This is a genomic window from Mesorhizobium sp. GbtcB19 (genome assembly GCF_019091085.1).
Classification (GTDB): domain Bacteria; phylum Pseudomonadota; class Alphaproteobacteria; order Rhizobiales; family Rhizobiaceae; genus Mesorhizobium.
On sequence record NZ_JAGXJY010000002.1, the window covers coordinates 255582 to 280483 of the forward strand.

25 protein-coding genes and 1 tRNA gene are annotated in these 24902 nt (G+C 63.6%); 7 read left to right on the forward strand and 19 right to left on the reverse strand.

All coding sequences use genetic code 11. The annotated features are described in order from the left end of the window. Positions 1-12 precede the first annotated feature (12 nt). On the reverse strand, positions 13-783 hold the full coding sequence (locus KVT37_RS05210; protein WP_217570371.1) for a hypothetical protein: 771 nt from the start codon (positions 781-783) through the stop codon (positions 13-15). Between the two features lie 156 nt (positions 784-939). On the opposite strand from KVT37_RS05210, the gene KVT37_RS05215 reads away from it, so the two are divergent. Then, entirely contained in the window at positions 940-1950 is a 1011-nt protein-coding gene (locus KVT37_RS05215; protein ID WP_254633822.1) for a sugar-binding transcriptional regulator, read from the forward strand. 68 nt (positions 1951-2018) lie between these two features. Here KVT37_RS05215 and KVT37_RS05220 read toward each other — a convergent pair whose 3' ends face one another. The 6 genes from KVT37_RS05220 to KVT37_RS05245 form a co-directional block, all read right to left on the reverse strand. Further along, positions 2019-2837 (reverse strand): hypothetical protein, encoded by an 819-nt coding sequence (locus tag KVT37_RS05220; RefSeq protein WP_217570373.1) that lies wholly within the window; start codon positions 2835-2837, stop codon positions 2019-2021. A 134-nt stretch (positions 2838-2971) separates the two neighbouring features. Further along, positions 2972-3048: transfer RNA gene (locus tag KVT37_RS05225), tRNA-Pro, on the reverse strand. Positions 3049-3102: 54 nt separating this feature from the next. Next, positions 3103-4371, reverse strand: a complete 1269-nt coding sequence (locus KVT37_RS05230; RefSeq protein ID WP_217570375.1) for an O-antigen ligase — start codon at positions 4369-4371, stop codon at positions 3103-3105. Further along, entirely contained in the window at positions 4368-5903 is a 1536-nt protein-coding gene (locus KVT37_RS05235) for an undecaprenyl-phosphate glucose phosphotransferase (protein WP_217570377.1), read from the reverse strand. The genes KVT37_RS05230 and KVT37_RS05235 overlap by 4 nt, the downstream gene beginning before the upstream one ends. 97 nt (positions 5904-6000) lie before the next feature. Then, a complete protein-coding gene (locus KVT37_RS05240; protein WP_217570379.1) occupies positions 6001-7131 on the reverse strand; it encodes a glycosyltransferase family 4 protein in 1131 nt (376 codons plus the stop codon). Between the two features lie 10 nt (positions 7132-7141). Beyond that, positions 7142-7705, reverse strand: a complete 564-nt coding sequence (locus tag KVT37_RS05245; RefSeq protein WP_217570381.1) for a polysaccharide biosynthesis/export family protein — start codon at positions 7703-7705, stop codon at positions 7142-7144. 262 nt (positions 7706-7967) lie between these two features. Between KVT37_RS05245 and KVT37_RS05250 the strand changes: the two genes are divergently transcribed. Beyond that, positions 7968-10217: an exopolysaccharide transport family protein gene (locus KVT37_RS05250; protein WP_217570383.1), complete on the forward strand. Its 2250-nt coding sequence runs from the start codon at positions 7968-7970 to the stop codon at positions 10215-10217. Positions 10218-10278: 61 nt separating this feature from the next. Here KVT37_RS05250 and KVT37_RS05255 read toward each other — a convergent pair whose 3' ends face one another. After that, positions 10279-11499 (reverse strand): GNAT family N-acetyltransferase, encoded by a 1221-nt coding sequence (locus tag KVT37_RS05255; RefSeq protein WP_217570385.1) that lies wholly within the window; start codon positions 11497-11499, stop codon positions 10279-10281. Between the two features lie 91 nt (positions 11500-11590). Between KVT37_RS05255 and KVT37_RS05260 the strand changes: the two genes are divergently transcribed. Then, entirely contained in the window at positions 11591-12649 is a 1059-nt protein-coding gene (locus KVT37_RS05260; protein WP_217570387.1) for a polysaccharide deacetylase family protein, read from the forward strand. A gap of 122 nt (positions 12650-12771) precedes the next feature. Here KVT37_RS05260 and KVT37_RS05265 read toward each other — a convergent pair whose 3' ends face one another. Continuing rightward, positions 12772-12987 carry a DUF2842 domain-containing protein gene (locus KVT37_RS05265; RefSeq protein WP_217570389.1) on the reverse strand — a complete coding sequence of 72 codons (216 nt, stop codon included), beginning with the start codon at positions 12985-12987 and terminating at the stop codon, positions 12772-12774. A 150-nt stretch (positions 12988-13137) separates the two neighbouring features. Here KVT37_RS05265 and KVT37_RS05270 point away from each other — a divergent pair, with 150 nt between their 5' ends. Continuing rightward, positions 13138-14229, forward strand: coding sequence for a COX15/CtaA family protein (locus tag KVT37_RS05270; RefSeq protein ID WP_217570391.1), 1092 nt, complete (start codon positions 13138-13140; stop codon positions 14227-14229). A 3-nt stretch (positions 14230-14232) separates the two neighbouring features. Here the strand turns inward: KVT37_RS05270 and KVT37_RS05275 are convergent, their stop codons facing one another. From KVT37_RS05275 to speB, 4 genes are all read right to left on the reverse strand, one after another. Beyond that, entirely contained in the window at positions 14233-14550 is a 318-nt protein-coding gene (locus KVT37_RS05275; RefSeq protein ID WP_217570393.1) for a hypothetical protein, read from the reverse strand. A gap of 572 nt (positions 14551-15122) precedes the next feature. Further along, entirely contained in the window at positions 15123-15959 is an 837-nt protein-coding gene (locus tag KVT37_RS05280) for an aminoglycoside phosphotransferase family protein (RefSeq protein ID WP_217570919.1), read from the reverse strand. Positions 15960-15962: 3 nt separating this feature from the next. After that, a complete protein-coding gene (gene argC / locus KVT37_RS05285; RefSeq protein ID WP_217570395.1) occupies positions 15963-16895 on the reverse strand; it encodes an N-acetyl-gamma-glutamyl-phosphate reductase in 933 nt (310 codons plus the stop codon). Positions 16896-16924: 29 nt separating this feature from the next. Continuing rightward, a complete protein-coding gene (speB, locus tag KVT37_RS05290; RefSeq protein WP_217570397.1) occupies positions 16925-17926 on the reverse strand; it encodes an agmatinase in 1002 nt (333 codons plus the stop codon). Between the two features lie 124 nt (positions 17927-18050). On the opposite strand from speB, the gene KVT37_RS05295 reads away from it, so the two are divergent. Both KVT37_RS05295 and KVT37_RS05300 read left to right on the forward strand, forming a co-directional pair. Further along, positions 18051-19265, forward strand: coding sequence for an acyltransferase (locus KVT37_RS05295; RefSeq protein ID WP_217570399.1), 1215 nt, complete (start codon positions 18051-18053; stop codon positions 19263-19265). A gap of 141 nt (positions 19266-19406) precedes the next feature. After that, complete coding sequence (locus tag KVT37_RS05300; RefSeq protein WP_217570401.1) at positions 19407-20465, forward strand: glycerophosphodiester phosphodiesterase family protein; 1059 nt, start codon at positions 19407-19409, stop codon at positions 20463-20465. Positions 20466-20522: 57 nt separating this feature from the next. On the opposite strand, the gene KVT37_RS05305 is transcribed toward KVT37_RS05300, so the two are convergent. Then, a complete protein-coding gene (locus KVT37_RS05305; protein WP_217570403.1) occupies positions 20523-21395 on the reverse strand; it encodes an aldo/keto reductase family oxidoreductase in 873 nt (290 codons plus the stop codon). Positions 21396-21490: 95 nt separating this feature from the next. Here KVT37_RS05305 and KVT37_RS05310 point away from each other — a divergent pair, with 95 nt between their 5' ends. Further along, complete coding sequence (locus KVT37_RS05310; protein WP_217570405.1) at positions 21491-22396, forward strand: LysR family transcriptional regulator; 906 nt, start codon at positions 21491-21493, stop codon at positions 22394-22396. 56 nt (positions 22397-22452) lie between these two features. On the opposite strand, the gene rpsI is transcribed toward KVT37_RS05310, so the two are convergent. The 5 genes from rpsI to KVT37_RS05335 form a co-directional block, all read right to left on the reverse strand. Further along, complete coding sequence (gene rpsI, locus KVT37_RS05315; RefSeq protein WP_112099693.1) at positions 22453-22923, reverse strand: 30S ribosomal protein S9; 471 nt, start codon at positions 22921-22923, stop codon at positions 22453-22455. Beyond that, complete coding sequence (gene rplM, locus KVT37_RS05320) at positions 22923-23387, reverse strand: 50S ribosomal protein L13 (RefSeq protein ID WP_073989574.1); 465 nt, start codon at positions 23385-23387, stop codon at positions 22923-22925. The genes rpsI and rplM overlap by 1 nt, the downstream gene beginning before the upstream one ends. A 267-nt stretch (positions 23388-23654) precedes the next feature. Then, positions 23655-24053: a type II toxin-antitoxin system HicB family antitoxin gene (locus KVT37_RS05325; protein WP_217570407.1), complete on the reverse strand. Its 399-nt coding sequence runs from the start codon at positions 24051-24053 to the stop codon at positions 23655-23657. Positions 24054-24080: 27 nt separating this feature from the next. Then, positions 24081-24272: a type II toxin-antitoxin system HicA family toxin gene (locus KVT37_RS05330; protein WP_217570921.1), complete on the reverse strand. Its 192-nt coding sequence runs from the start codon at positions 24270-24272 to the stop codon at positions 24081-24083. 50 nt (positions 24273-24322) lie between these two features. Then, positions 24323-24769 carry a PaaI family thioesterase gene (locus tag KVT37_RS05335; RefSeq protein WP_217570409.1) on the reverse strand — a complete coding sequence of 149 codons (447 nt, stop codon included), beginning with the start codon at positions 24767-24769 and terminating at the stop codon, positions 24323-24325. Positions 24770-24902 lie beyond the last annotated feature (133 nt).

The window sequence follows — 24902 nt, forward strand, 5'->3', positions numbered from 1 at the left end:
TGGCGGCGGCGGTTACGTCAGATGCGCAAGCAGGGTGGCGAGAACCGGCGTCAGTTCCTGCACCGCATTCGCCTGGGCAACGGCCTGCCGGATGCGATCTTCCCGCACCTCGGTCGCCAGCAAGGCGATCTCGAGGATGTCCGGCTCAGGCGTCTCGCCCTTGGTGGCGAGACCGCAGGCAAGCACGACCGGCGCAAGGCAATCGATGTCGAAGGACCTGTCGCCGGAGATCGAGCCGGTCTCGCCAAGCTGGACGGGGCGGTGGTTCAGGCATTCGACGAGCAGTGCCGAGCAGGCCGACGCGATCTGATCCGTGGAGGCCGCAGGTCCCGTCGCGGCAGCCAGAAGGTCCGCATGGCGCTTGCGCATCGCGGCATGAACGGCCGAGAAGCTCGCCTCATGGACCCTTGGGTTTTCTATGCCGAGCCCGGCGAGGACCGCCCGGGTCAGATAATACATGTCACGCCGAAACTGACGCTCGCCGCTCATCTGCCGGTCTTCATCGCCTTGCGGGAAATAAGTCCGCAGGCTTTTGACGGTCGTGCCGTCGACCTTGAGCGGCCGGGAATGCGGAACGAACGATTCGGCGATCGTCAGCGCCTCGTCGACTGCGCTCGCCGCATGGCCGAGCAGGCTGCGGCCCGGAAAGGGAGGCAGATTGTCGATGATATCGCGCGAGGTTTCGCCGGCTCTGTCGTGGCGACTCTGGCGGATGGCGTCGCGCAATTCCCGAAGCCGATCCTTCAGGTTGACGCGGACGTCTTCGGAGATTTGTCGCAGCATCGCCAATCGCCTCGAAATGCTGAAGCCGGTCACGGCTTTAGGGCACCAGTCGCCCTCTCTAGATTGTTCGTGTCGATTGGTAGATCAATAGACGATATTTAACCAGCACGCAGAATCGGCTGACGGCAAGCGTCATCGCCGGGTTGGGAGGGGAAGTTGGGCAGGCGACGGCAGGGCGAACCCGAAAGCGGCAAGGCGACGGAGGTTTCCGAGCCGGTCGTCAATGAAAGCCGGACCGACCGCCTCAGGATCCGCGCCGCCTGGATGTATTTCGTCGAGCAGATGACGCAGAACGAGATCGCCGATGTGCTCGGTGTCGGCCGCGTCACCATCGTGCGCATGCTGGCGGAGGCGAGGGCGCGCAACGAGGTGAAGATCACCATCGAGAGCGAGCTCTCCGAGATCGTGCGGCTTGAGCGGGCGCTGGAAAGGACGTTCGAGCTGCAGCAGGCGCTGGTCGCGCCGCTCACCGACCCCAATGCCGATCCGATCCCGGCAATCGCCGCCAAGACCGGCATGTTCCTGTCCGATGCCATGAAATCGGACACGCGGGTCGGCGTCGGCTGGGGCAGGACCTTGTTCAGCACCTTGCCGTTCATCAGCGCCAAGTCGCTGAGTGACTTCAGGGTCATCTCGCTGCTCGGCGGTGTCGGTGTCGTGCGCCGCTACAACCCAGCCGAATTCGCTTGGCGTTTCGCCCAGATTTTTCAGGGCGACGGCTACCTGATCCCGACGCCGGCCGTCGTCGACAGCGTCGAGACCAAGATCGCGCTGGTCGAGCGCTGCGGCCTGCAGGAGGTGTTCGAGATGGCCGATTCGCTCGATGCCGTGCTGCTGAGCGTCGGCGGCATCGCCTCGGCCACCACCTTCTCGCGCGGCGGCTTCTTAAGGGAAGCGGATCGGGAGGCGCTGCTCGCGCGTGGCGCCGTCGGCGACCTTCTGTTTCATTTCTACGACCGCAACGGCGCTCTGGTCGACCATCCCGTCAACAGCCATGTGATGTCGGTGGATGTCGACCGGCTGCGCAAGGCGCCGATCCGCATCCTCACCTCCGGCGGTGCCGAAAAGACCGAGGCGCTGCTCGGCGCCATGCACCTGATCGCGCCGACCATCCTGATCACCGACGAGGAAAGCGCGCGCCGTATGCTCGCGGCACACTCATCCTAAACAGCGAAGATGAGAGCTGAAGGTTGCAGGCGGCCGGTTCGGTCAGCGGCGAGACGCAGCGTTCCAATCTATTCCCACTGGCGGGCCCATGACGACAGGGCGCTTCTGGCTTTCTGCGGCCATTTCCCCACGGGTGGACGGACGACGATCTTCTGATTTTCGAGCTTCCAGGCCAGATAAATCTTGCGCTCACGCAAGTCTGCCACTGTGATCTGTGCGATGGCATCGCACATATGCGGCAGGCACGATGTCGCGACGATATAGTCGCCGTCATATTCGACCGATCCGACGCCCTGCATGATCGGCAGAATCTCGGCTCGGTCCTGTCCGAGCAATGCGTTGATTTGATCGCCGACCTCACCATAGTTGAAAAGGTCGGCCGGATGACCGACCTTTCGCGCGCGAAGGTCGTCCCATCCCTTCGTCCGGTCCGGCGAGAAAACCGTAGGCGGGCCATCGGCAAAGCCGTTCGCGGTCCAGATCCAGCTCTGGCCTTTATCGGCCGCCGTTGCGGCGGATGAGAAGACGATGCGATCGCTCTCGACTTTGCTCGTTATGGTCGCGCAGCTATCCAGCGGACCGTCGAGCCGAGGCGCTTTTCCCGGCGGAAAGGACAGCACGAACGGGCTGGCGTCACATGCATTTCCACCAGGGCTCGATTCGCCGATGACGGCAGGCGTGCCATCGACGATGGCGACTTCGTCGAAGCTGATATATTCGTCCGCGTGGATGACTTTGCCGTCGACGGACAGCTGGTCCTGTGTCTGGTCTTTGTTTTTCAGGATCGAGACGTCATGTCCGAACATGCGCAGTTCTTCGGCCAATGCCAGTTCCGGACCGAAGCACCAGAGGCAGATGCAAACCACGACCGCGCGATGGATCGGCATTTCGGACCCCCAAGCTTCCGCCGATAGTCGCAGGAACTTCTCCAAAATCAACGAGAAGCTATTCTTGTGACCAAACGGTTGCGTGAAGGGGCTTGGAGCTCAACCGAAGAACTTGGGGGAAGTCCTTCATCAAATGGTCGGAGTGGCCGGATTCGAACCGACGACCCCTTGACCCCCAGTCAAGTGCGCTACCGGGCTGCGCTACACTCCGGACCGGGTGGCGATGTATCGTGATAACCCGGTGCCGGTCAACCGAATTCGGTGCCTATCGCGCAGGTGAAATCGACAGGAGCGTTGCTGGCGCTGCCAGCCGCAATTCCCGCTGATGCCGATATTCCAGCGCGATGGCGCCCCAGACCAGTCCGAGCAGCAGATAGAGATGGCGCCAGTGGTCGATGTCGATGAAGGTGCCAAGCCCGATATTGCCGAGATAGGCGACATAGGCGCAAAGCAGATAGGGCTGCCACGGTCGGTCGCGCAAAAGGATGCGGAAACCGGCGCCGATCGTCCATAGCGTCAGCGTCAGGAACGACACGAAGCCCAGCCAGCCATAATCCATCAGCGCCTTCAGCCAGATGTCGTGCGTGTCCTCGCCATAGATCGTGCCGAACACCAGCGGACCGATGCCGAACGGGTGCTCCGTCGCCAACTGAAAACCGATCGCGTAGCGAGCGAAGCGGCCGAGCCGCGCCGAATCGTAGCTCTGCTCGAGCTGCGCGCGCTGGGTGAACATGTCCGACACGCCGGGCAGTTGCAGGATGACGATGAAGGCGATGACCAGCAGCGCCACGGCCGCGATCGTCATCACCACCACCCGCAGCCGGAACTTGCCGCTGGCGCTCTGCAGGAAGAGGCATGCGGTCAGCAGCACCGCCGACACCGCGAACATGCCCCAGGCGCCGCGCGAGAAGGAGAAGAAGATGCCGGCGGTGATGATGAGCAGCGGCGCAGCCAGAAGCGGCATGCGCGATACGGGGCGGGTCAAGAGCAGATAGAGCAGATAGGTTCCTGGCAGCACCAGGAACGGCCCGAACACGTTCGGATCCTGGAAGGCGCCGGCGGCGCGGTCGTATTTGGTGAACATTTCCGCGCCCGGAAAGGCGTGGAAATAACCGGCGATGCCGAGCAGCGACGTCGCCACCGCAGACACGGCGTAAGCGATGAAGATCAGCCGGTAGAGGCTCGGCTGGACAGACGTCACCGAAGCGAAGAACACCGCGCTGAAGGCCAGGAACAGCGAGACGGCGAGATAGAGCGGCGTGTTGGCGAGATCCGCCATCTGCGTCATGGCGATCATGCCGCCGATGTTCATCGCCACCAGGAGCACCAGCAACGGCACGATGGCGCGCGAGATCCTGAGGCCGAACAATGCCCAGATCGCGATCAGTCCGGCCATATAGATTTCGTAAGGCGCGGGTTCGCTGATGACGAAGCCGGAGAGCAGGATGCCGACCCCGATCGCTGCCGCCGCGATCAGCGAAATCAGCTTGGCGTTGACCGCTCGGTGCGGCAGCTCATGGGCGATGGCGCTCAATAGGCGTTTTCCGTGTTGAGCAGGCGGACCGGCGTCAGGAACAGGATGCGCAGGTCGAACAGCATCGACCAGTTCTCGATGTAATAGAGGTCGTATTCGGTACGCATGCGGATCTTTTCATTGGTGTCCATCTCGCCGCGCCAGCCATTGATCTGCGCCCAGCCGGTGACGCCGGGCTTCACCTTGTGGCGGGCGAAATAGCCGTCGACCACCTCGTTGTAGAGCAGATTGTGCGACTGCGCGGCGATCGCATGCGGGCGCGGCCCGACCAGCGACAGCGTGCCGAAGAGCGAGTTGAAGAACTGCGGCAGCTCGTCGATCGAGGTCTTGCGGATGAAGCGGCCGACGCGGGTGACGCGCGGATCGTTCTTGGTCACCGTCTGCTTGGCGGTGGGGTCGGACCGGTCGGTGAACATCGATCGGAACTTGTAGACCTCGATGATCTCGTTGTTGAAGCCATGCCGCTTCTGCTTGAACAGCACCGGGCCCTTGCTGTCGAGCTTGATGGCGATCGCGGTGGCGAGCATCACCGGCGAGAAGACGATGATGCCGATCAGCGAAAAGACGATGTCGAAGGCGCGCTTGGCGACCGAATCCCAGTCGTTGATCGGCTTGTCGAAGATGTCGAGCATCGGCACCGAGCCGATATAGGAATAGGCGCGCGGTCGGAATTGCAGCGCGTTCGAATGCGCCGAGAGCCGGATGTCGACCGGCAGGACCCAGAGTTTCTTCAGAAGCTGCAGCACGCGCGATTCGGCGGTCAGGGGCAGCGAGACGATCAGCATGTCGATGCGCGCGATGCGGGCAAATTCGATGAGCTCGGAAATGGTGCCGAGCTTCGGATAGCCGGCGACGATCGGCGGCGAGCGCTTGTCGTTGCGGTCGTCGAAGATGCCGCAGATGCGGATGTCGTTATATGGCTGCTTCTCGACCGAGCGGATCAGCTGTTCGGCCGCCTTGCCGCCGCCGACGATGAGGGCGCGGCGCTCCATGCGGCCGTCGCGCGCCCAGCGCCGGATGAGGTTGGACATCACCAGCCTCAGGCCGAAGATGAGCACGAAGCCGACCACGAACCAGGTGCCGAACAGCAGGCGCGAATAGTCTTCCGACGCCTTGATGGCAAAGGCGGTGAGCGCCATCAGCGCGAAGCTGCCGGCCCAGACGAGCAGCACGCGGCCGAAATTGGCGAGAGGGCGCATCAGCGCCGCGATCTGATAGCAGTCGGTGACGTCGAGCAGCACCACGGTCAGGAACGACGTCGCCGCGATCGCCAGCGGATACTGCCAGGCCAGATAGGTGAAGAAGCCTACATAGTAGAAATAGACGCACAGCCCCGACAGGAAAAGTATCGCGAACTCGACCATGCGCAGCACGCCGCTGACCATGATCGGCGACATGGTATCGCGTCGGTACTGCGAGGCGACCTGGCGCGCCACATCGTTGATGCCGCCAGGCTTTTCGCCATCGGCAGGAGCATCGTAGTTGCGCACCGCATCCATGGAAAAGCGGTGCGCGGGGTCGATCTCATTCATGGGAACCGTCCGCGCGCTTCGCGCAACTGCATAGCAAAAGAGAGCTAAGAAAGCCTTGAAACAACCAGTGGTTTTGAACCTGTCGGCTGGTGGCAAGCTACTTTTGGAGCGCCGCGAAATAGGCCTTCTCGATCTCGGCCGCCATCACGTCGGCGCCGAATCGGGCCTTTAGCTCGTGCGTTTGCGGCATCAGCTTCCGGTAGCCGTCAAAGTCGTCGAGCGCCGCCCCCATTCTGGCCGCCAGCTGTGTCGCGTCGGGCCGGATCAGGGCAGGGGAGTCTTCGCCGAAAATTTCCGGAATGCCGCCGACCGCTGTCGCGATCATCGGCATGCCGGCGGCCAAAGCCTCGAGCACGATGTAGGGCATCGCTTCGGCGCGGGACGGCACGACGATCAGATCCGCCAGGGCGAAAGCCTGTCGGGCCGGCATCGGCGGCAGGAAACGGACGTGGCTCTTGAGCCCGAGCCGTTCAACCTGCGCGTGGTAGCGCGGCAGGTCGTCGCCATCGCCGACCATCACGGCGCTCAACGGGCGCCCGAGATCATTGCCGGCCAGCGCCAGCGCGTCGATGAAGATGTCCGGGCCTTTCAGGTCGCGCATCATACCGATGTAGAGGAGATCGGCGGCATCCGCCGCCCTCGCCACCGGTTCGAACTCGGCGCCGCGCAAGCCGTTATAGACCAGCGTGTTGGGTATGGGCGGTTCGCCAACCTTGCGGCGATAGGTTTTGCGCTCGTAATCGGAAACGAACAGCAGACAGTCGGTGAAGCGCGCCATGGAGCGCTCCAGCCCGAAGAACAACTTTCCCGTCGCAGTCGTTTCGTCATAGTGGAGCGAGCCGCCATGCGGCGAATAAAGGCGGGCAACGCGAAACCTTGATACCCGCAACAATGAGCCGAACAGACGGGCATAGGCGCCACCCTTGGCGCCGTGCCCGTGCAGCACGTCCGGCCGCAATTCCTGGATGATTCGGTAGGTGCGCCAGGCCGAGGCGAGGTCGCCCGGCCCGACATGGCGCTGCATCGGCGTGCGATGGATGCCGAGCGCCAGATTGTCCTTCATCGCTTCGAACAGGCGCTCTTCATAGTCGCCGCCGGTGGTCGAGTCGCAGACGATGCCGACCGAATGGCCGGCGGCGACCTGCGCCTCGGTCAGGTCGCGCACATGCCGGAAGATTCCTCCGACAGGTGAGCGAAAGCAGTGGACGATCCTCAGGGACGCCGCCACGACGGTTTTTTCAGAACAGCCGTTCGCGGACGTAGACGGTGTCGCCGGGCAGCAGCGGGTCGGATGTCAGCACCCGGCCGGTCATCACCTTGCCGTTGATGTCGCGGGTGATGTCGACGCTTCCCTGATTGGCCCGCGGTGTGAAGCCGCCGGCGATGGCGACCGCCTTTTGCACTGTCAGGCCCGGCACGTAGGAATACTGGCCGGCGGCGCCCACTTCGCCCATGACGAAGATCGGCCGGTAGCGATCGATCTCGACCGAAACGTCGGGATCGCGCAGATAGCCCTGGCGTAACTTGTCGGCGATCTCCTTTTCCAGCTGCTGCGCGGTGTGGCCGCGCGCCGGCACGGCGCCGACCAGCGGGAAGGAGAGATAGCCGGACTGGTCGACGCTGTAGGTGTTGGTCAGGCCGTCCTGCTCGAACACCGTGACGCGGACACGGTCGCCGGCGCCGAGTCGGTAAGGCTGATCGAGCACTTCATGGAAGGCAGCCGGCGTCGGGCGGTAACTCGAGCAGCCCGTGAGCAGCGACAGGGCAAGCAAAGCGCGAAAGAGGGAAGCAGTGCTCTTCATGGCCGGTCAGGAACCTTCATCGCTCTTGCCGCAACCGCTGCGGTCAACCCCAGGACGTATGGTCGTTATCATCCTGTTAGGGTTAATGGGCGGTAAAGGAAGGCGCCCTCAGTGAGCGGCGATCCGCAAAAAGCAGAGTCTTTATATGGCTTTCGCTAGTGTTCTTGGATTCCGCGCCAGTAGCGGTTCGTTTTGATCTTAACGGGTGAGTTACCATAGTTGTTTACGGTCCGTCCTCGACTCAAAGTTCGGAGCAGGATGCATGTCCGTTCAGTCCTCGGCCGCAGACGTCGATGTCGATCTGAGACAGCTTTTCGCCAGTCTGGGGCGGAACTGGCTGCGTATTGTTGTTGTGACGCTTCTGGTCACCGGATTGGCCTTTGCTTTGGCCTGGCTGGCAACGCCTTATTATAAAGCGACGGCCAAGCTGGAAATCGGCTCGCGCGAATCGGAATACACCCGGCCGCCGGGCACCAATGACGACGACAAGCCGATTCTCGATGAACAGGGCGTGGCCACCCAGGTTCAGATCATTTCTTCTCCCGACATCCTCAAGCAGGTGGCGACCAAGCTCAACCTGGACAAGCTGCCTGAGTTCGACGAGACGCTGAAGATGTCCGCGCTTGGGCGCGTGCTGGTCCTTGTCGGCCTGAAAAGTGACCCATTCGACATTCCGCCGGAAGAGCGCGTGCTGAACGCCATGCACGACAAGCTCAATGTCTATGCCGTTGAAAAGACGCGCGCCATCGCCATCGAATTCGCCTCGAAGGATGCCAAGCTTGCCGCGGCGGTCGCGAACGGCATTGCCGATGCCTATATCGCCTCGAAGGGGGACGCCAAGCTCGAATCGAACGCCGCCGCCACCGACTTCCTCGCGCCTGAAATCGCCGACCTGCAGAATCGCGTGAAGGATGCTGAGGCCAAGGTCGCGGCGTTCCGCGCTCAGTCGGACCTTTTGATGGGCGGCAACAATGCGGTGCTGCCCACTCAGCAGCTTGCCGAACTGTCGAGCGAACTGTCGCGTGTGCGCGCCAGCCGCGCGGCCGCCGAGGCGAGCGCCGAAAGCGTGCGCCGGGCGCTGCAGAATGGCGGTTCGCTGGACAGCGTGCCGGAAGTCCTGTCTTCCGAGCTGATCCAGCGTCTGCGCGAGCGCCAGGTGGAGCTCAGAGCCAACATTGCCGATCTTTCGACGACCTTGCTCGACAACCATCCGCGCATCCGGGCGCTGAAATCGCAGCTTGCCGACCTCGACGGCCAGATTCGCAATGAGGCTCAAAAGATCATTCGAGGGTTGTCGGCCCAGGCTCAGACGGCCAGGGCCCGAGAGGACCAGCTGGTTGCGGACGTCAACACCCTGAAGGCAGCCTCAGCGAAGGCCGGCGAGCAGCAGGTGCAGCTGGATGCCTTGCAGCGCGACGCGAACGTTCAGCGCCAACAGCTTGAATCCTATATGACAAGTTACAACGCGGTGGCCTCGCGCAAGGATCGCAGATATTCGCCCGTCGCGGCGAGCCTGATCGCGCAAGCGCAGGTGCCGTCGCAGCCTTATTTCCCGAAGATCGGGCCGATCACCGGGGCTGCCGCGGCCGCTTCGCTGCTCTTGATGGCGATCGGCACGCTGCTAGGCGAGCTGTTCTCGGGCCGCGCCATGCGTCCGGCCGCCGGCGCCCGCTTCGCCAATATCGAGCAGGTGTCGATGCCCGTGGCGCGCACCGAGCCGGTGGCGGCCGAAGCCGAGGAGGATGACGGGCCTTTCGCCGCCTATGAGGCAGTCATGCGCCGCGGGCGATTGCCGGAAGAGCCCCGTATGGTGGCGACCCGCGCAATGGAGGCGACTCGCGCAATGGAGGTGGAACCCGTCGAGCCGACCCAGCCATTGCCCGAGCCGAAACCCGAACCGCTTCCGTCCAGGTTAGGTGAGATCGATGTCGACAAGGCGGCGGAGAAGCTGATCGCTTCCGGCGCGTCCCGCGCGATCTTCGTGTCGCCGGAAGGCGACGAGGCGGCCGCGTCCGCCGTGCTGGTGGCGCGCGAAGTGTCGGACGCCGGCCTGCGAGTGCTGCTGCTCGATCTCACCGCATCGGGCGCGGCGTCGCGGCCGATGCTGGACTCGAGCCTCTTCCCCGGCATCACCAATCTGCTGGCGTCCGAGGCGCAATTCAGCGACGTCATCCATCCGGATCTTTATTCGGATGCGCATGTCGTTCCTGTCGGCACTTCCGATCCGGTCCGCGCCATGCGCGCCGCCGACCGGCTGCCGATCATCATGCAGTCGCTGACCACCGCCTATGACCTCGTGGTGGTCGAATGCGGTCCGGCCGACGCGCAAGGCATCGGCCGCCTTGTCGGCGACGGCACCGAGGTGTTCCTGTCGATGCTGGAGGCCGACGACCAGGTGACGCAGGCCGCGGTCAAGCTGATCGAGAACGGCTATCCGAATCTGACGCTGGTGACACCGGTCGGCCACGAACCGCCGGGAACGCCCGTGCCGGGCCGCCGCTCGGCAGCCTGAGCACAGCGCAAGGCTCGGACGGCGCTGAAACAGCGGTGCCGTCCGTTTTAAAGATCGATGATCAGTTATCGTCCTCGGCAGAAGCCGGCGCCGTCTGACCCACCGCCTTGCGGCGCAGCATCTTGGTCAGCTTCCAGACCCTCGGGTTGTTCTTGATGAAGGCCTTGGCGCGCGCGCCTTGCCGCATCGCCGTCGCCAGCGCGCGGCCTTTCAGCGTCAGCGGCGCCAGCACTTCGAAATGCTGGGTCTCGATATCGCACCAGAGCCGTTTGTAAGGCTCGTCTCCGACCGAGAAATCATAGACGTCGAAACCGAGCTCGCAGGCTTCCTGGATGTTGTCGAAGAACAGGAAGTCGCCCGGGCTGGTGAAGGCGAGATCGTCCTCGGCGATGGCGCCGAATTCGCAGATCAGCCGCTTGCCCGAACGGCTGGAGCCGGTCACCGCGCGCAGCTTTCCCGCCACGTCCAGGCCGTGCAACAGGAAGGACGGCTTTTCCTCGGTCAGCGCATCGGTAAACAGCGCCCGGAAGAAGGCGCGCACCCCCGCATCGCCGAAGACATTGGCGATGCCCATCTTGGCAAAGCGCACTTGCTTCATCTCGAGGAAGGCATCAAGCAGCCTGTCGACCTCTTCGGGGGTTCGGGCCTCGATACGGCGGAAGGTGCCGACCGCCTCGAACTTGCGCGTCTGCGAGCGATGCTTCTTGCGCTTGCGTTTGCCGCTAGCGCGCCCCAGCAGCGCATCGAACCCACCGTCGAGATCGACCGCGAGCGCGAGATTCGGACTTGGGAAGCTGGGCAGCGCGGCCAGCGGGTTGGCGGCACCGTCGAGGTCGGGCAGCAGCCGCTCCAGCGAGATCAGGTCAATGTCCGGCCGCGCTTTTGCGATTGCCTTGAATATCGACCGGATTGCCGCGCCGTCGATGGCAGGCAGGGAACGCGAGTCAGCCGCGGCGAAATTGCCGTTGGCGTGGCGTCCGCCGGTGAAACGCGCGACCTTGAACGGGCCGCGACGTGCGACTTCCAATGCCAGCGAAAGTGCCGGGCGCCCGTCGCAGCCCAGCGTCGCCACAATGATGTCGGCTCCGGTCGCGTCCGCCCAATTGCGGACCCAGGATGCGCTTTGCGCCGGCGCGTGCAGCGCCGAGGCGCAAAATTGCGCGTAGTCGGCAAGGCCGGCCTTGTCGCTGGTGGTTGCAGCCCACCGGCCCCGATCGGCGCGCACGGAAAGCTCATTGGCCGCGACCCTGTTGCCGTCAAATGACGCGGCGGCGTCAACCATACCTCAATCCTTAAGACGTATTGGTTCCGACTTGGGGGTTCGCATAGGCGCAATTCGTGCTTGGATGAGCCTAGGCGCAAAAGGTGAAGGAATGATCGACGGGGGCGAGGCAATCCGGAAGCTGGCGTTGAACCTTGCCCGCTACACCGGCTTGGCGCCTCTGGCGCGGCCGTTTGTCGGCGGCATCGGCGCTATCCTGATGCTGCATCGTGTGACTGCGACGCCGGAGAAGCCGAACAGCGTCAACCGCCATCTGAACATCGCGCCCGCCTTCCTCGACAGGCTGATCGCGGACATGAAGGCAAGGGGCTATGCCTTTGTGTCCCTTGATGAAGCGCTCGAACGCATCAAGGTTGGCGGCAAGGGCAGCCAGTTCGCCACGATCACCGCCGACGACGCCTATCGCGACAACATGACGGAGGCGCTGCCGGTGTTGGAAAAGCACGGCGCGCCGATCACCATTTACGTTGCCCCCGGCTTGATCGACGGCGCCGCCGACCTCTGGTGGGATGTGGTCGAGGATATCGTCGACACCAGCTCGCGCCTGACGCTGAAGACTGCGGGCGGATCGGCAATCATCGATTGCTCGACGCCCGGCCGCAAGATCCAGGCCGTGGCCCGGCTGAACGCCTGGCTGACCGAGGAGGTCGCCGAGCAAGAGCAGGGCGCTGCGCTACGCGAACTGGCGCGTTCGAATGGCTACGAATTCGGTTCGGGTCGCCCGTGCACCTTGATGAACTGGGATGAGCTCCGCGCCATGGCCGCGCACAAGCTGGTGACCATCGGCGCGCATACCGTCAATCACCGCAATCTGAAGCGGCTGTCCGAAGCCGATGCGCGCCATGAGATCGGCGACGTCCGCCGCATCCTCGCGCAAAAGCTCGGCGAGCAGCCGCGCCATCTGGCTTACCCGTATGGCTATGCCAGCGCCGTCGGCTGTCGCGAGGTGGGTTTCGCCCGCGACGCCGGCTATGCCTCGGCGGTGACCACCAGGCATGGTGTGCTGCGCGCCGAGCATGCCGGCTTCCTGCATGCGCTGCCGCGCATCTCCGTCAATGGCCGCTACCAGAGCGTCGCCCATATCCGCACCATGCTGTCCGGCATCACGACGCCGCTCGCCAATGCGGGCAAGATGGTGGTGACGATCTAACCCGCGCTTCGATCAGCATTCGTGGAAATAGCGGTATGTGTCCGGCGCGCTCATCCGTTTGAGCCGGATCTCGAGCCCACCACGCGTCCTTAATCACATTCGCGTTTGGGCGCCTGTGAGGTTCAGCCCTTCGGGCGCGGCTCCAGGATCAGCCATTTGATGATGCCCATGGCCGGCAATACCCACAGCAGGCCGCTGAACAGGAAGAACAGGAGATGCACCACCGGGCCGTATTCGACCAGCTTGGTGACCGCGACGGCCGAGGCGATCAGCGCGTAGATGACGACCAGCGCCACCAGCAGGATGGTTCCGATCAGCTTTTTCAGGCGAATGGGCATGTCGCGGTTCCGTTGACCGGTCTCGCTTAGGCCTAACGGAAGGCGCGCGCAACCGCAGCGCGGCGCGACGGCGTGCCGCGCTGTCCGGCCTTGCCATGCCGCGAGCCTTGGTCCACCAATCCCGCGATTTTGAACTGCCGAGAAATGACCATGGCTGCCATCACCACCGCGGCCCCCCATGCCGCCCGGGACCGTTACCTGCAGAACCGCGCTTGGGTGCGGGGCTGGCTGTACCTCGTCCTGCTCGTGCTGTTCGCGCTGGTGCTGGTCGGCGGTTCCACTCGTCTCACCGGCTCGGGCCTGTCGATCACTGAGTGGCAGCCGATTCACGGCGTCATCCCGCCGCTCAACGACGCTGAATGGCAGGAAGAGTTCCAGCGCTACCAGCAGATCCCGCAATACACCGAGATCAACAAGGGCATGAGCGTCGAGGCCTTCAAGTCGCTGTTCTGGTGGGAATGGGTGCACCGCATCCTGGCGCGCAGCGTCGGCGTGGTCTTTGCCTTGCCGCTGCTGTTCTTCTGGGCGACGCGGCGCATCGAGCGCGGCCTGGGGCTGAAGCTCGTCGGCATCCTGGCGCTCGGCGGACTGCAAGGCGCCATCGGCTGGTGGATGGTGGCTTCAGGCCTGGTCGACCGCGTTTCGGTCAGCCAGTACCGGCTGGCGACGCATCTGACGCTTGCCGCGCTGATCTTCACCGCCACCATGGTGGTGGCGCGAGGTCTCGCGCCGCACTCCGAGCCGGCTGCCGATCGTTCGACGCAGCGGCTTGCCGGCTTCATTGTGCTGCTGGCGCTGATCCAGATCTATCTCGGCGGACTGGTCGCTGGCCTTCATGCGGGTCTCAGCTACAACACGTGGCCGCTGATGGACGGCAAGGTAGTTCCGTCCGATCTGCTTTTGCTCGAACCCGCCTGGCGCAATTTCTTCGAGAACCCGAAAACGGCACAGTTCGTCCACCGGGTCGGCGCCTATACGATCTTCGTCGTGGCGCTCTGGCATATGCTCGCGACGTGGCGGCGCCAGCGCGGCACCACCCATGCCCGCCGGGCCACGCTTCTGTTCGCGCTGGTGGTCGTCCAGGCCTCGATCGGCATCGGTACGCTGCTGATGCAGGTGCCGCTGCACATGGCGTTGACGCATCAGGCGATCGCGCTTGTGTTGCTCGGCTTCGCCGCCGCGCACTGGCGTGGCACCAAGGGGGCCTACCCGCTGCCGACCGAGATAAACGTCAGAAGCTGACGCTCACATAGAGAACAAATGCGACTGGGTCGTCGGTTCATTGTCGAATTCCGCCTGTCGCGCGGACGCGTCCGGCGTTGTCGACTGATTCTGCTCGACCTGCTTTGCGTTGTCGGCGGCCTTGAGCGCGTCGAGCTTGGCTTGGAGCGCTGCGGCCTGCTGCTGCAGCCTGGCGGCGTCGGCCTCGTCCTGAGCCGCCTTTGCCTGATCTTCGAGGGCCTGGATCTGCTTTTCGAGCGCCGCTTCCTGCGCCGCGTCGTCTGACGATGTTGACGAGGAATATTGCACCGACTGGACGGAGCTCGAAATCGCGCTGACCATGGAAAATCCTTGTGGGAAGCAGGCCCCATCAGTAGCCGATCATGGTGAATCGCTGGTTACCGATGCGGAATGGCCACATGGGCTGGAAGGCAGACGATGAGGTTGCTATTGTCTGAACATGAAGCATGAACGCCTTTGCGCGATCGCCCACAACTTTGCCGACTCAATGGCAAGTGGGTTGGGCTTTGTTGTTGGCTACTGCCCGACCGAAGTGTTTGAAGAGGCTGTGGCCAGTCCAGGTGGAGTAATAGAGGTCGACTTCCTGAATGGGACTGTCGTCAGAGGCCGCCCTTCGCTACAATTGGAAAGCGCTTTGGACATATTCGGGCGGGCGTTCCCTGATTTTTGCAAGAAGAATGGCGCAGAGGTGGCGGACTTTCAAAGCTTCCTGGCTGCGTTTGATGCCAGTCGAGGCAGGCGCCGTGCACTGCTGACCGTTGTAGACCGAAACGGGCGCCGTTCTCTTACGGAGTATGACGGCGTCCCGTTGACGCGGTTGAGAGTCCTGGACAGTTTGGGCCGCATACGCCGAAAAACAAGGCAGATCGAAAAAGCGGGCCAATAGGCAAGCGTCAGAATTGAGCCCGCACCATCCGGACCGCCTCGGCGACGGCCAGTTCACGGTTCTCGTCGACCGCGTTCTTGTCCTCGCGATGCCACGCGGCCGACAGGCAGCCATAGGCGATCGCATGATCGAGGATGGCGCGCGGCGATTGTCCGAGCGTTTTGCCGAACACCTCCGCCATATGCGCGATCCGGCGCGGATCGAGGCAGAGATCGTCACGGTCGAGCGGATTGTAGAACAGGTTTGCCGCGTCGAATCCGGGATCGCCGAGCACGCCCTTCGGATCGATCGCCAGCCAGCCGCGCGGCCCGAACAGGATGTTGTCGTGATGCAGATCGCCATGCAGGGGGCGCATTGCATGCGGCTCGGCAAGCAACCGCTCGGCGATCGCCGCTGCTTCGACATAGAGCGTGTCGCGGCCGGCATCGTTGTCCGCTCTGGCCGCGCGAAAAAGGCTGACAAATCGCTCCCTTAGCGGCTGCAGGTCGCCCGGAGGCATATGCTCCGACGCCGAGAACAGTTTTGCCATCACCTCGGCAGCGATCTCGGTCGCCGCATCGTCGCCGTGCTCGGCGAGATGCTGCGAGAGCAGCCTGTCGCCGGCATATTCGAGCAGCATGCGATTGCCGTCACGGCCGAGCAGCCGCACCGCGCCTTCGCCGCGCCGCCAGGCGAGGTAATGCTCGCCGCGCAGCTCGTCCGCGACGTCGTCGAAGGGCTTCAGATCCTTGACGATGGCAACTGAGCCGTCGTCCCGCGCGACCTTCCAGATCCGGCTGGAAAACGTCTCGGCAATGAGTTCGGGAGCGCTGAGCTTCCAGCGCTCGGGAAACGCTTGCACGATCGTTCAGTGCTTGATGCCGAGCATCAGGTCGAGGTTCTGCACTGCGGCCCCCGACGCGCCCTTGCCGAGATTGTCGTAGACGGCCATCAGCAGCGCCTGCGCCCTCTCGTCATTGGCAAAGACATAGACCTTCATCCGGTTGGTGCCGTTATAGACCTCCGGATCGATCTCGGGGATGCGCTCCATATGGGTGTAGGGCGCGACCTCGACCACGCCGCCATCTATCGACGCATAATGGTCGGAAATCGCCGCGTGGAGTTCGGCGCCGGTCGGCACGCGGTCGAGACCGCCAAGCTGCAGCGGCACCACGGTGATCATGCCTTGCGCGAAATTGCCGACCGCCGGCTGCATGATCGGGTCGTGCGACAGCTTCGCATAGGCGCGAAGCTCCGGCACATGCTTGTGCTGCAGCGTCAGCCCGTAGGGCAGGAACTCGGGCGCGTCCTCGCCCTTGCCGACATAGTCTTCGATCATCGGCCGGCCGCCGCCGGAATAACCGGAAATGCCGTTGACGGTAATCGGGAAGTCAGGGGGCAGCAGACCGGCCGTGACCAGCGGCCGCAGCGTCGCGATCGGACCTTGCGGCCAGCAGCCGGGATTGGCGACGCGCTTCGCGCCGGCAATCTTCTTCGCCTGGTCCTTGTCCATCTCGGCAAAGCCATATTCCCAACCCTGGGCGACGCGAAACGCCGTCGAGGCGTCGATCACCTTGGTTGTGTCGTTCGTAATCAGCGACACGCTTTCCTTAGCCGCCGCATCCGGCAGGCAGAGGATTGCGACATCGGCCGCGTTGAGGAACTCGGCGCGTGCGGCGGCTTCCTTGCGGCGCTCCGTCGGGATGGAGATGATCTCCAGGTCGCCGCGGTCGGCAAGCAGCGCCCTGATCTGCAGTCCAGTCGTGCCGTGTTCGCCGTCAATGAAGATCTTCGGTTTCATCTCTTGCCAAATTCCCTGCGATTCCAAGCCTATATGCCGTGCGCGTGATTTGCCGCCGCATGATTGCCGTTGTTCAACTCTTCCGCCCGTGCCTTTCGCTCCGCCAACAGGCCGAGATAGTGCATGGCGATGATCGATCCGGCGATCGCCGTTATATCGGCATGATCATAGGCCGGCGCAACCTCGACGATGTCGGCGCCGACGACGTCGATCTGGCCGAGCTGGCGCAGCGTCGACAGCATCTTCGCCGAGGACGGACCGCCGGCCACCGGCGTGCCGGTGCCGGGCGCGAAGGCCGGATCGAGGCAGTCGATGTCGAAGGTGAGATAGGTCTTCTTGCCGCCGGTGCGCTCGACGATCGCATAGGCGATGTCGGACGCGCGCATTTCCTCGACTTCGTGGCCGTAGAGAATCTTGATGCCGAACGTATCCGGCGCATGCGTGCGAATGCCGATCTGGATCGACCGGTCCGGATCGATGACGCCTTCATTCACCGCACGAGCGACGAAGGAGCCGTGGTCGATGCGCTTGCCGTCGTCCGGCCAGGTGTCCTGATGCGCGTCGAACTGCACCAGCGCCAGCGGCCCGTGGATCGCGGCATGCGCCTTGAGCAGCGGCCAGGTGACGAAATGGTCGCCGCCGAGCGTCAGCAGGAACGCGCCTGACTTCAGGATCTTGGCCGCCTCGCGTTCGATCGTGCCGGGCGTCTTCTGGTGGTTGCCGCTGTCGAGCAGGCAATCGCCATAGTCGACCACCGAAAGATGCTCGAACAGGTCGCGCGAGAACGGGTATTGCGGGTCGTTGTCGAGGATCGCCGAAGCGCGGCGGATCGCCTGCGGCCCGAAGCGGGCGCCCGGCCGGTTGGTCACCGCGGCGTCGAACGGAATGCCCCACACGACGGCGTCCGCACCCTTCACGTCCTTCGTGTATTTGCGCCGCATGAACGACAGCGCGCCGGCATAGGTCGGCTCGAACGACGCGCCCGTCTTGGAGCGGGCGGTGAAGGCGTGGTCGATCTCTTGGTTCGCCATTACGGATCCTCGGTTTTCATCGGGCAGCCACCACTACAGAACCGGCACGCAACATGCCAGTCACAGCTTGCGGAAACGAGGCGCCGCTTGGTGAGTGCCACGGCAACACAGGATCTGTATCATTATGGCTGAGACGGCTCTGCTCAACTTTGCGCCGGCACCCGTGGCGACCCGTGCCGGGACGGCGGCCGGCGAGCGCTTCCTGGTGCTCGATTCCTGGCGCGGCATCTGCGCGCTGCTGGTGGCGCTGTTCCACTTTCCGACCACGTCGATGATTTCGCAGAGCGCCTTCGTCGGCGGCTCCTACCTGTTCGTCGATTTCTTCTTCGTGCTCTCCGGTTTCGTCATCGCCAGCGCCTATGGCGGCCGGCTGAACGAGCAGGATGACTTGGCCCGCTTCGCGATGGTGCGCTTCGGCCGCATCTATCCGCTGCATGTCCTGATGCTCGCCGCTTTCGCCGGCTTCGAAGCGCTGCGGCTTGTCCTGCCGGCCCTGCACGGAACCGGTCCCGCGCCCTTCACCGCCGGTTTCGAGCTGAAGAGCCTCGTCGCCAACCTCTTCCTTCTGCAGGGCATGGGCGTCGAGGATCATCTGAGCTGGAATGCGCCGAGCTGGAGCATTTCGGCCGAGTTCTTCACCTATCTGCTGTTTGCCGCCGTCGTCTTCGCCGCCGGCCAGCGCGCCTGGATATGGTTCGTCGGCGCCGCGGTGACGGCGCCCTTTTTCCTGCTCGCGGTCTCGACCCGTCATATGGACGTGTCCTTCGATTTCGGCTTCATCCGTTGCCTTTACGGCTTCTCGCTCGGCGCGTTGCTCGCCTGGTTTCAGCACGATTCCATTGCAGAGGCGCGACAGGCGCTGAGCGGCGGGGCAGGGCGCCTCGCCTGGACGCTGGCCGAACTTGCGATGATCGTGGGGATCGCACTGTTCGTCTCCTTTGCCGGCACGAGCGACATCGGCATTGCGGCGCCGGTCGTCTTCGCGCTGGCGCTTTATCTTTTCGCCCATGAGGGCGGCTGGGTCAGCGCCCTGCTGCGCAGCCGGCCGATGCTGCTGCTCGGCTCGCTCTCCTATTCGATCTACATGGTCCACATCTTCGTCCAGGCCCGCATGATCAATGTCGGCGGCCTGATCGAACGCAAGCTCGGTCTCGGCATCGTCGGCGACCTGATGCTGCGCGGCGACCATGCGACCGGCTTCGGCGCCGGCTCGCCCTGGATCGGCTTCGCGGGTCTGATAGCGATGCTGATCGCCGTTGTCGTCGCGTCCTGGTTCACCTGGCGCTTCGTCGAAATGCCGGCGCTCGCCTGGTTCCGGCGCCTCGCCAAGCGGATTTGACCCGAGCAATTCCAGGAAAAGTGTGAAGCGGTTTTCCGTCCGGAATTGCGCCAAACAAGGAAACAGATAGCCGGCTTTGTTCACCGCCCTGTCATGGGCATCGCCTAACCGGGTCCCGACCCGGAACGGAGCGATTCCCCGATGCGAACACTCTGGCTGAGCCTTCTTCTGTCCGCCATGCTTGCCGCAATCTCCGGCCAAAGCTTAGCCGGCGAGACACGCGCCGCCCAGATCCTCGACCGTTTCGAACATGCCAATCAGTGGCGCGATCATGTGATGATCGCCGCGCACCGCGCCGGCAGCATGCAGGCCCGCAAGACGCTTTACGCCGAGAATTCGCTGGCCGCTGTCGAAGGCTCGATCGCGATCGGCGCCGAGATCGTCGAGGTCGACATCCGGCGCACGAAGGATGGCGAGTTCGTCGTCATGCATGACAGCTGGCTCGACCGCACCACGACCTGCAAGGGCGAAGTGGTGAAGTATACGCTGGCCGAATTGAAGACGTGCCGGCTGGTCATCGAAGGCACCGGCGCCGTCACCAACGAGGCGGTATCGACATTGCGCGAGATGCTGCTGGCGACCAGGGACAGGATCCTGATCAACCTCGACAACAAGCTGGAGGTGACCGACCTGCCGGGCATGATCGCGGTGGCGCGCGATCTCGGCATGGCCGATCAGGTGATCGTCAAGGAGAACGTCTGGAACAGCCAGCGCATCGATGCCGCCAGGGCCGCCCTTGCTCAGGCCGGCGGCGGCTTCCAGTTCATGCCGATCCTCGCCGACGACGCCGTGCATGATGCCGCTTTCGCCGGTGAGGTCGACAAGGCCTTTGCGCCACGCGCCATCGAACTGATCAACTGGCGCAACGGCGCCGATACGCTGACGGCGACCGGCGGCCCGCTGTTCGGTAACCACATGCGGGCGGAAGCCGCCCGCGGCGACTGGCACCTCTGGGCCGACACCTACGCCATCGTCAACAAGCCTGGTGGCTTCCTCGCCGGCGGCCGTGGCGACGAGCTCGCCGTCGCCGCCAGCCTGCCGCGCGAAGCCTGGGGCTTCTGGGTCGACCGCGGCGCGACGATCATCCAGACCGACGAGCCGAAGGCGGCGATCGACTGGCTGGCGGCCAACGGTTATCGCGTGCCTTATACGACGGGCATCAAACAGGCTGAACCGGCGCATACGGCGAGTATTAATTAGGCGAGGCGCGAAAGCCGCCAATCTCCCCCCTTGTGGGGGAGATTAGCCAATCGCCAATCACGCGGCCTTCGCCACCCCATCCAGCTCGCGCAGCACATCCGCCGACAGCTCCAACTCTGCTGCCGCGAGATTCTCCCGCAAATGCCCGACCGACGACGTGCCAGGGATCAGCAGGATGTTGGGGGAGCGCTGCAACAGCCACGCCAGTGCCACCTGCATCGGTGTTGCGCCAAGCCGAGCCGCAACGCCCGACAAGGTCGAGGATTGCAGCGGGTTGAAGCCACCGAGCGGGAAGAACGGCACATAGGCGATGCCGTCGCGCGCCAGTACGTCGATCAGCGCGTCATCGTCCCGGTGCGCGAGATTGTATTGGTTCTGCACACAGACGATCTCACAGATCTTTCGGCCTTCCGCGATTTGGGCGCGGGTGACGTTGCTCAGGCCGATATGGCGCACGAGACCTTTGCGTTGCAACTCGGCAAGCTTGGTGACCTGCGCCTCGATGGAGCCTTCCGCCGGACCATGCACCCCGAACATGATGCGCAGATTGACGACGTCCATCGCCTCGAGGCCGAGATTGCGAAGATTGTCGTGCACGGCCTGCTCGAGCTCGTCGGCTGTGAAGGCCGGCAGCCAGGAGCCGTCTTCGCCGCGACGGGCGCCGATCTTGGTGACGATGGTGAGGTCGTCGGGGTAGGGCGCCAGCGCCTCGCGGATCAGCTTGTTGGTGACGTACGGACCGTAATAGTCGCTGGTGTCGATATGGTTCACGCCTCGCGCCACCGCTTCGCGCAGCACGGCAACTGCTGCGTCATGGTCTTTCGGCGGACCGAACACGCCTTTGCCCGCAAGCTGCATCGCGCCGTAGCCGAGACGGCGGGCCGAGCGGTCGCCAAGTTTGTAAGTGCCGGATTTGTCTACGCTGGACATCGTGGTTCTCCTTCGCTGTCGACGGCGGAGATAGGGCATCGCCGCTGTCCCGATAACCGGGTATAATCGAAACAACTTGTACGGACTTCAGAACAATGGCTGACCTCAACGATCTCCAGGCGTTTATGGCGGTGGCGCGCTCCCGCGGTTTTCGCGAAGGCGCCCGCGCGACGGCGGGCAGCGCCTCCGCGCTCAGCGAAGCCATCCGCCGTCTGGAAACCCAGCTCGGCGTCAGGCTCTTCAACCGCACGACGCGCAGCGTTGCTTTGACCGAGGCTGGCGCCAGCCTGCTGGCGCGGCTCGGCCCCGCGTTGGGAGAGGTCGAGGCGGCGCTCGATGTGGTGAACGGCTTTCGCGACCGGCCCGCCGGAACCTTGCGGCTCAACGTGCCGATAAGCGCCTCGCGGCTGGTGCTGCCCAAAATCGTTCCGGGATTTCTCGCGGCCTATCCCGCCATTCGCCTGGAGGTGATCGCCGAGGAGAACTTCATCGATCTGCTGGTGGCCGGCTGCGACGCCGGCATCCGCTATGACGAGCGGCTGGAGCAGGACATGATCGCGGTGCCGATCGGGCCACGTTCGCAGCGCTTCACCACCTCCGCCGCGCCGTCCTACCTTGACCGGCACGGTCGGCCGCAGCATCCGCGCGACCTGCTTGGCCATGCCTGCGTGCGCGGCCGCTTCCCGAGCGGGGTCATGACGCCCTGGGAGTTCGAGCGCGACGGCGAGGTGGTACGTGTCGATACCACCGGGCCCTTGCTCGTCAGCATCGGTGGGGGCGTCGATCTCGCCATCGATGCGGCGATCGCCGGCGTCGGCATTCTGTGGCTCTTCGAGGACTGGGTACGCCCGCATTTCGAGAGCGGCGCGCTGGAGCCTGTGCTGGAGCCATGGTGGCAAAGCTTCTCAGGGCCGTTTCTCTACTATCCCGGCCGTCGTCTGGTGCCTGCGCCGCTGCGCGCTTTCATCGACTACATCAAAACGCCGGCCGGGCACTGGTAATGGAAACAAAAAGGCCGCCCGAAGGCGGCCTCTCGAAAGCTCGGAACCCCGTAAGCTTAGCGCTTCGAGAACTGGAAGCTGCGGCGGGCCTTCGCCTTGCCGTACTTCTTGCGCTCGACCACGCGGCTGTCGCGGGTCAGGAAGCCGCCCTTCTTGAGCACTGAGCGCAGGCCCGGCTCGTAGTAGGTCAGCGCCTTGGAGATGCCGTGACGCACGGCACCGGCCTGGCCGGAGAGGCCGCCGCCGATGACGGTGGCGACGATGTCGTACTGGCCGGCGCGGTTCGCCGCGACGATCGGCTGGTTGAGGATCATCTGCAACACCGGACGCGCGAAATAGGCCGCGAATTCCTTGTCGTTGACGGTGATCTTGCCGGAGCCCGGCTTCACCCAGACGCGCGCGATGGCGTTCTTGCGCTTGCCGGTGGCATAGGCGCGGCCCGACTTGTCGAGCTTCTGGACATGCACGGGCGCGGCCGGCTGCGCGGCGACGGTGCCGAGTTCTGCGAGCGAGGAAAGCTCAGCCATTACGAGGCCCTCTTGTTCTTGGAGTTCAGCTTGGCCACGTCGAGCGCGACGGGCTGCTGGGCGGTGTGCGGATGCTCGGCGCCTGCATAGACGCGGAGATTCTTCATCTGGCGGCGGCCAAGCGGGCCGCGCGGGATCATGCGCTCGACGGCCTTCTCGACGACGCGCTCGGGGAAACGGCCCTCGAGCAGCTGGCGTGCGGTGCGCTCCTTGATGCCGCCGGGATGGCCGGTGTGCCAGTAATAGACCTTGTCGGTGTACTTCTTGCCGGTGAACACCACCTTGTCGGCGTTGATGACGATGACATTGTCGCCATCATCGACATGCGGGGTGAAGGTGGGCTTGTGCTTGCCGCGCAGATGGTTGGCGATGACGGTGGCCAGACGACCGACGACGAGACCTTCGGCGTCGATCAGCACCCACTTCTTCACCACATCCGCAGGCTTCTGCGAAAAGGTAGCCATGGTTTTGCTCTCACGTTGACCTTCCCTGCCAGGGGCAGGAAAAGGCGTTTCTTGTTGCTTGGATTGGCTTAAGCAGCCGGAGCCACCCGCCAATAACAAAACGGCGGCCGTTGCGGGCCGCTGCTTCGGGAGGGCTTATAGGCGAGGGCGCCTGACGCGTCAAGGCAATTGAAAACGAGTTTTGGTGAATAAATTCAGTAAAAACAATAGCTTGGCTTAGTGGTATTATTTTACCGCAGGTTTGGTCGGCGCTAATCCGCTTCGGGGCTAGTGCTTGGCTTCGATTTCCTTACGGGCCGCGCTCGAGAGAAAGGCCGATCTGGTAATGCCGCGCTCGCGCGCGGCGGCATCGATTGCGCGCAAGACACCGCGTTCGAATGTCACGTTCGCCCTGACCACAGCGCTGTCATTATCGATCAGCGGCACAGACACCAGATACGCTCCTTCGGACAGCGCGGTACGAATTTCGGGAAGCGATACGATCGCCTCATGGCTGGAAGGTTCAGGGACGAGCATATCCTCGGCCCAAAGCTGTAGAGCCTCGACCGCATTCGGCATGATATCCTCCGGTGCGTCCGCAGCCGAAAAACAGCCTGGAATGTCGGGGAAGCGAACACCAAACGCGCTGTCGGCATCCTTCTCAACCAGCGCGAAATAGTTCTTCATTTGCAGTCTCCTGATTGCACGCACGATCTAAGTCGTTCGCATCCAGCCTGCCTGCTTGGCGATTGCGCGAGCGGTGCCGACTGGCAGATCTTTTTCCGGGTGCGGAACGACAAGCACGATGGCGCCTTTTCGGAATTTGTGATGCGAGCCCCGAACTGAGACCAATTCGAAGCCGTCGTCTCTTAGCCGTTTTATGATGCGGCGACTGTCGCGCTCGATCAATTGGCACCTATGCGCATATATATACACATCTTACTGTGGTATCAAGTTTAAGAGGGCTTACGCGGGATCGAATAAGTGCCCGTAGCATGCGCTACCGTTTGACCATTAGGCCCCACGATGTCGATGTCGAACACCATCAGGCTCTTGCCGAGCTTCAGGATCCGGCAATGGCCGTCGATCGGGCCGGCCTCGGCCTTGCGCATGAAGTTGATGTCGAGGTTGACCGTCACCGAAAGCGCGTCCGGTCCGGCATGGCTGAGCACGCAGACATAACCGCCGATGTCGGCCAGCGTGAACAGCGACGGCCCAGATACCGTTCCGCCGGGGCGCAGATGCCGCTCATCGGCATTGAGCCGCACCGTGCAGCCGCCCGGAAACACGTCGATCGCCTCATAGGAAGTGACATTGTCGTTGAGCTGCGGATAGACGCTCGCCATCAGCGCGTTGACCTCAGCCGCGTTGAGCATTGGCTTCAGATTGCTTTGGGCAGGCATGGGCGGCGTCCTATATGAAATGGCAAGCTCCGGGCGATGTGCCTGGACCAAACGGTGCGACGGAGAAAACACGCCTCGCGGCTGTTCTTCAACCGGCAGCGTGCTAGTTCTGTTGCTCCATGCGCCGCGAGCG

Bases quoted from the DNA above. Each gene is read 5' to 3' on its own strand.
- argC (WP_217570395.1), bottom strand. From the start codon at position 16,895: ATGAAACCGAAGATCTTCATTGACGGCGAACACGGCACGACTGGACTG.
- KVT37_RS05295 (WP_217570399.1), top strand. From the start codon at position 18,051: ATGGCTGAGACGGCTCTGCTCAACTTTGCGCCGGCACCCGTGGCGACC.
- rplM (WP_073989574.1), bottom strand. From the start codon at position 23,387: ATGGCTACCTTTTCGCAGAAGCCTGCGGATGTGGTGAAGAAGTGGGTG.
- KVT37_RS05245 (WP_217570381.1), bottom strand. From the start codon at position 7,705: ATGAAGAGCACTGCTTCCCTCTTTCGCGCTTTGCTTGCCCTGTCGCTG.
- KVT37_RS05260 (WP_217570387.1), top strand. From the start codon at position 11,591: ATGATCGACGGGGGCGAGGCAATCCGGAAGCTGGCGTTGAACCTTGCC.
- rpsI (WP_112099693.1), bottom strand. From the start codon at position 22,923: ATGGCTGAGCTTTCCTCGCTCGCAGAACTCGGCACCGTCGCCGCGCAG.
- KVT37_RS05300 (WP_217570401.1), top strand. From the start codon at position 19,407: ATGCGAACACTCTGGCTGAGCCTTCTTCTGTCCGCCATGCTTGCCGCA.
- KVT37_RS05275 (WP_217570393.1), bottom strand. From the start codon at position 14,550: ATGGTCAGCGCGATTTCGAGCTCCGTCCAGTCGGTGCAATATTCCTCG.
- KVT37_RS05270 (WP_217570391.1), top strand. From the start codon at position 13,138: ATGGCTGCCATCACCACCGCGGCCCCCCATGCCGCCCGGGACCGTTAC.
- KVT37_RS05310 (WP_217570405.1), top strand. From the start codon at position 21,491: ATGGCTGACCTCAACGATCTCCAGGCGTTTATGGCGGTGGCGCGCTCC.
- KVT37_RS05220 (WP_217570373.1), bottom strand. From the start codon at position 2,837: ATGCCGATCCATCGCGCGGTCGTGGTTTGCATCTGCCTCTGGTGCTTC.
- KVT37_RS05250 (WP_217570383.1), top strand. From the start codon at position 7,968: ATGTCCGTTCAGTCCTCGGCCGCAGACGTCGATGTCGATCTGAGACAG.
- KVT37_RS05235 (WP_217570377.1), bottom strand. From the start codon at position 5,903: ATGAATGAGATCGACCCCGCGCACCGCTTTTCCATGGATGCGGTGCGC.
- KVT37_RS05335 (WP_217570409.1), bottom strand. From the start codon at position 24,769: ATGCCTGCCCAAAGCAATCTGAAGCCAATGCTCAACGCGGCTGAGGTC.
- KVT37_RS05305 (WP_217570403.1), bottom strand. From the start codon at position 21,395: ATGTCCAGCGTAGACAAATCCGGCACTTACAAACTTGGCGACCGCTCG.
- KVT37_RS05325 (WP_217570407.1), bottom strand. From the start codon at position 24,053: ATGAAGAACTATTTCGCGCTGGTTGAGAAGGATGCCGACAGCGCGTTT.
- KVT37_RS05210 (WP_217570371.1), bottom strand. From the start codon at position 783: ATGCTGCGACAAATCTCCGAAGACGTCCGCGTCAACCTGAAGGATCGG.
- KVT37_RS05265 (WP_217570389.1), bottom strand. From the start codon at position 12,987: ATGCCCATTCGCCTGAAAAAGCTGATCGGAACCATCCTGCTGGTGGCG.
- speB (WP_217570397.1), bottom strand. From the start codon at position 17,926: ATGGCGAACCAAGAGATCGACCACGCCTTCACCGCCCGCTCCAAGACG.
- KVT37_RS05255 (WP_217570385.1), bottom strand. From the start codon at position 11,499: ATGGTTGACGCCGCCGCGTCATTTGACGGCAACAGGGTCGCGGCCAAT.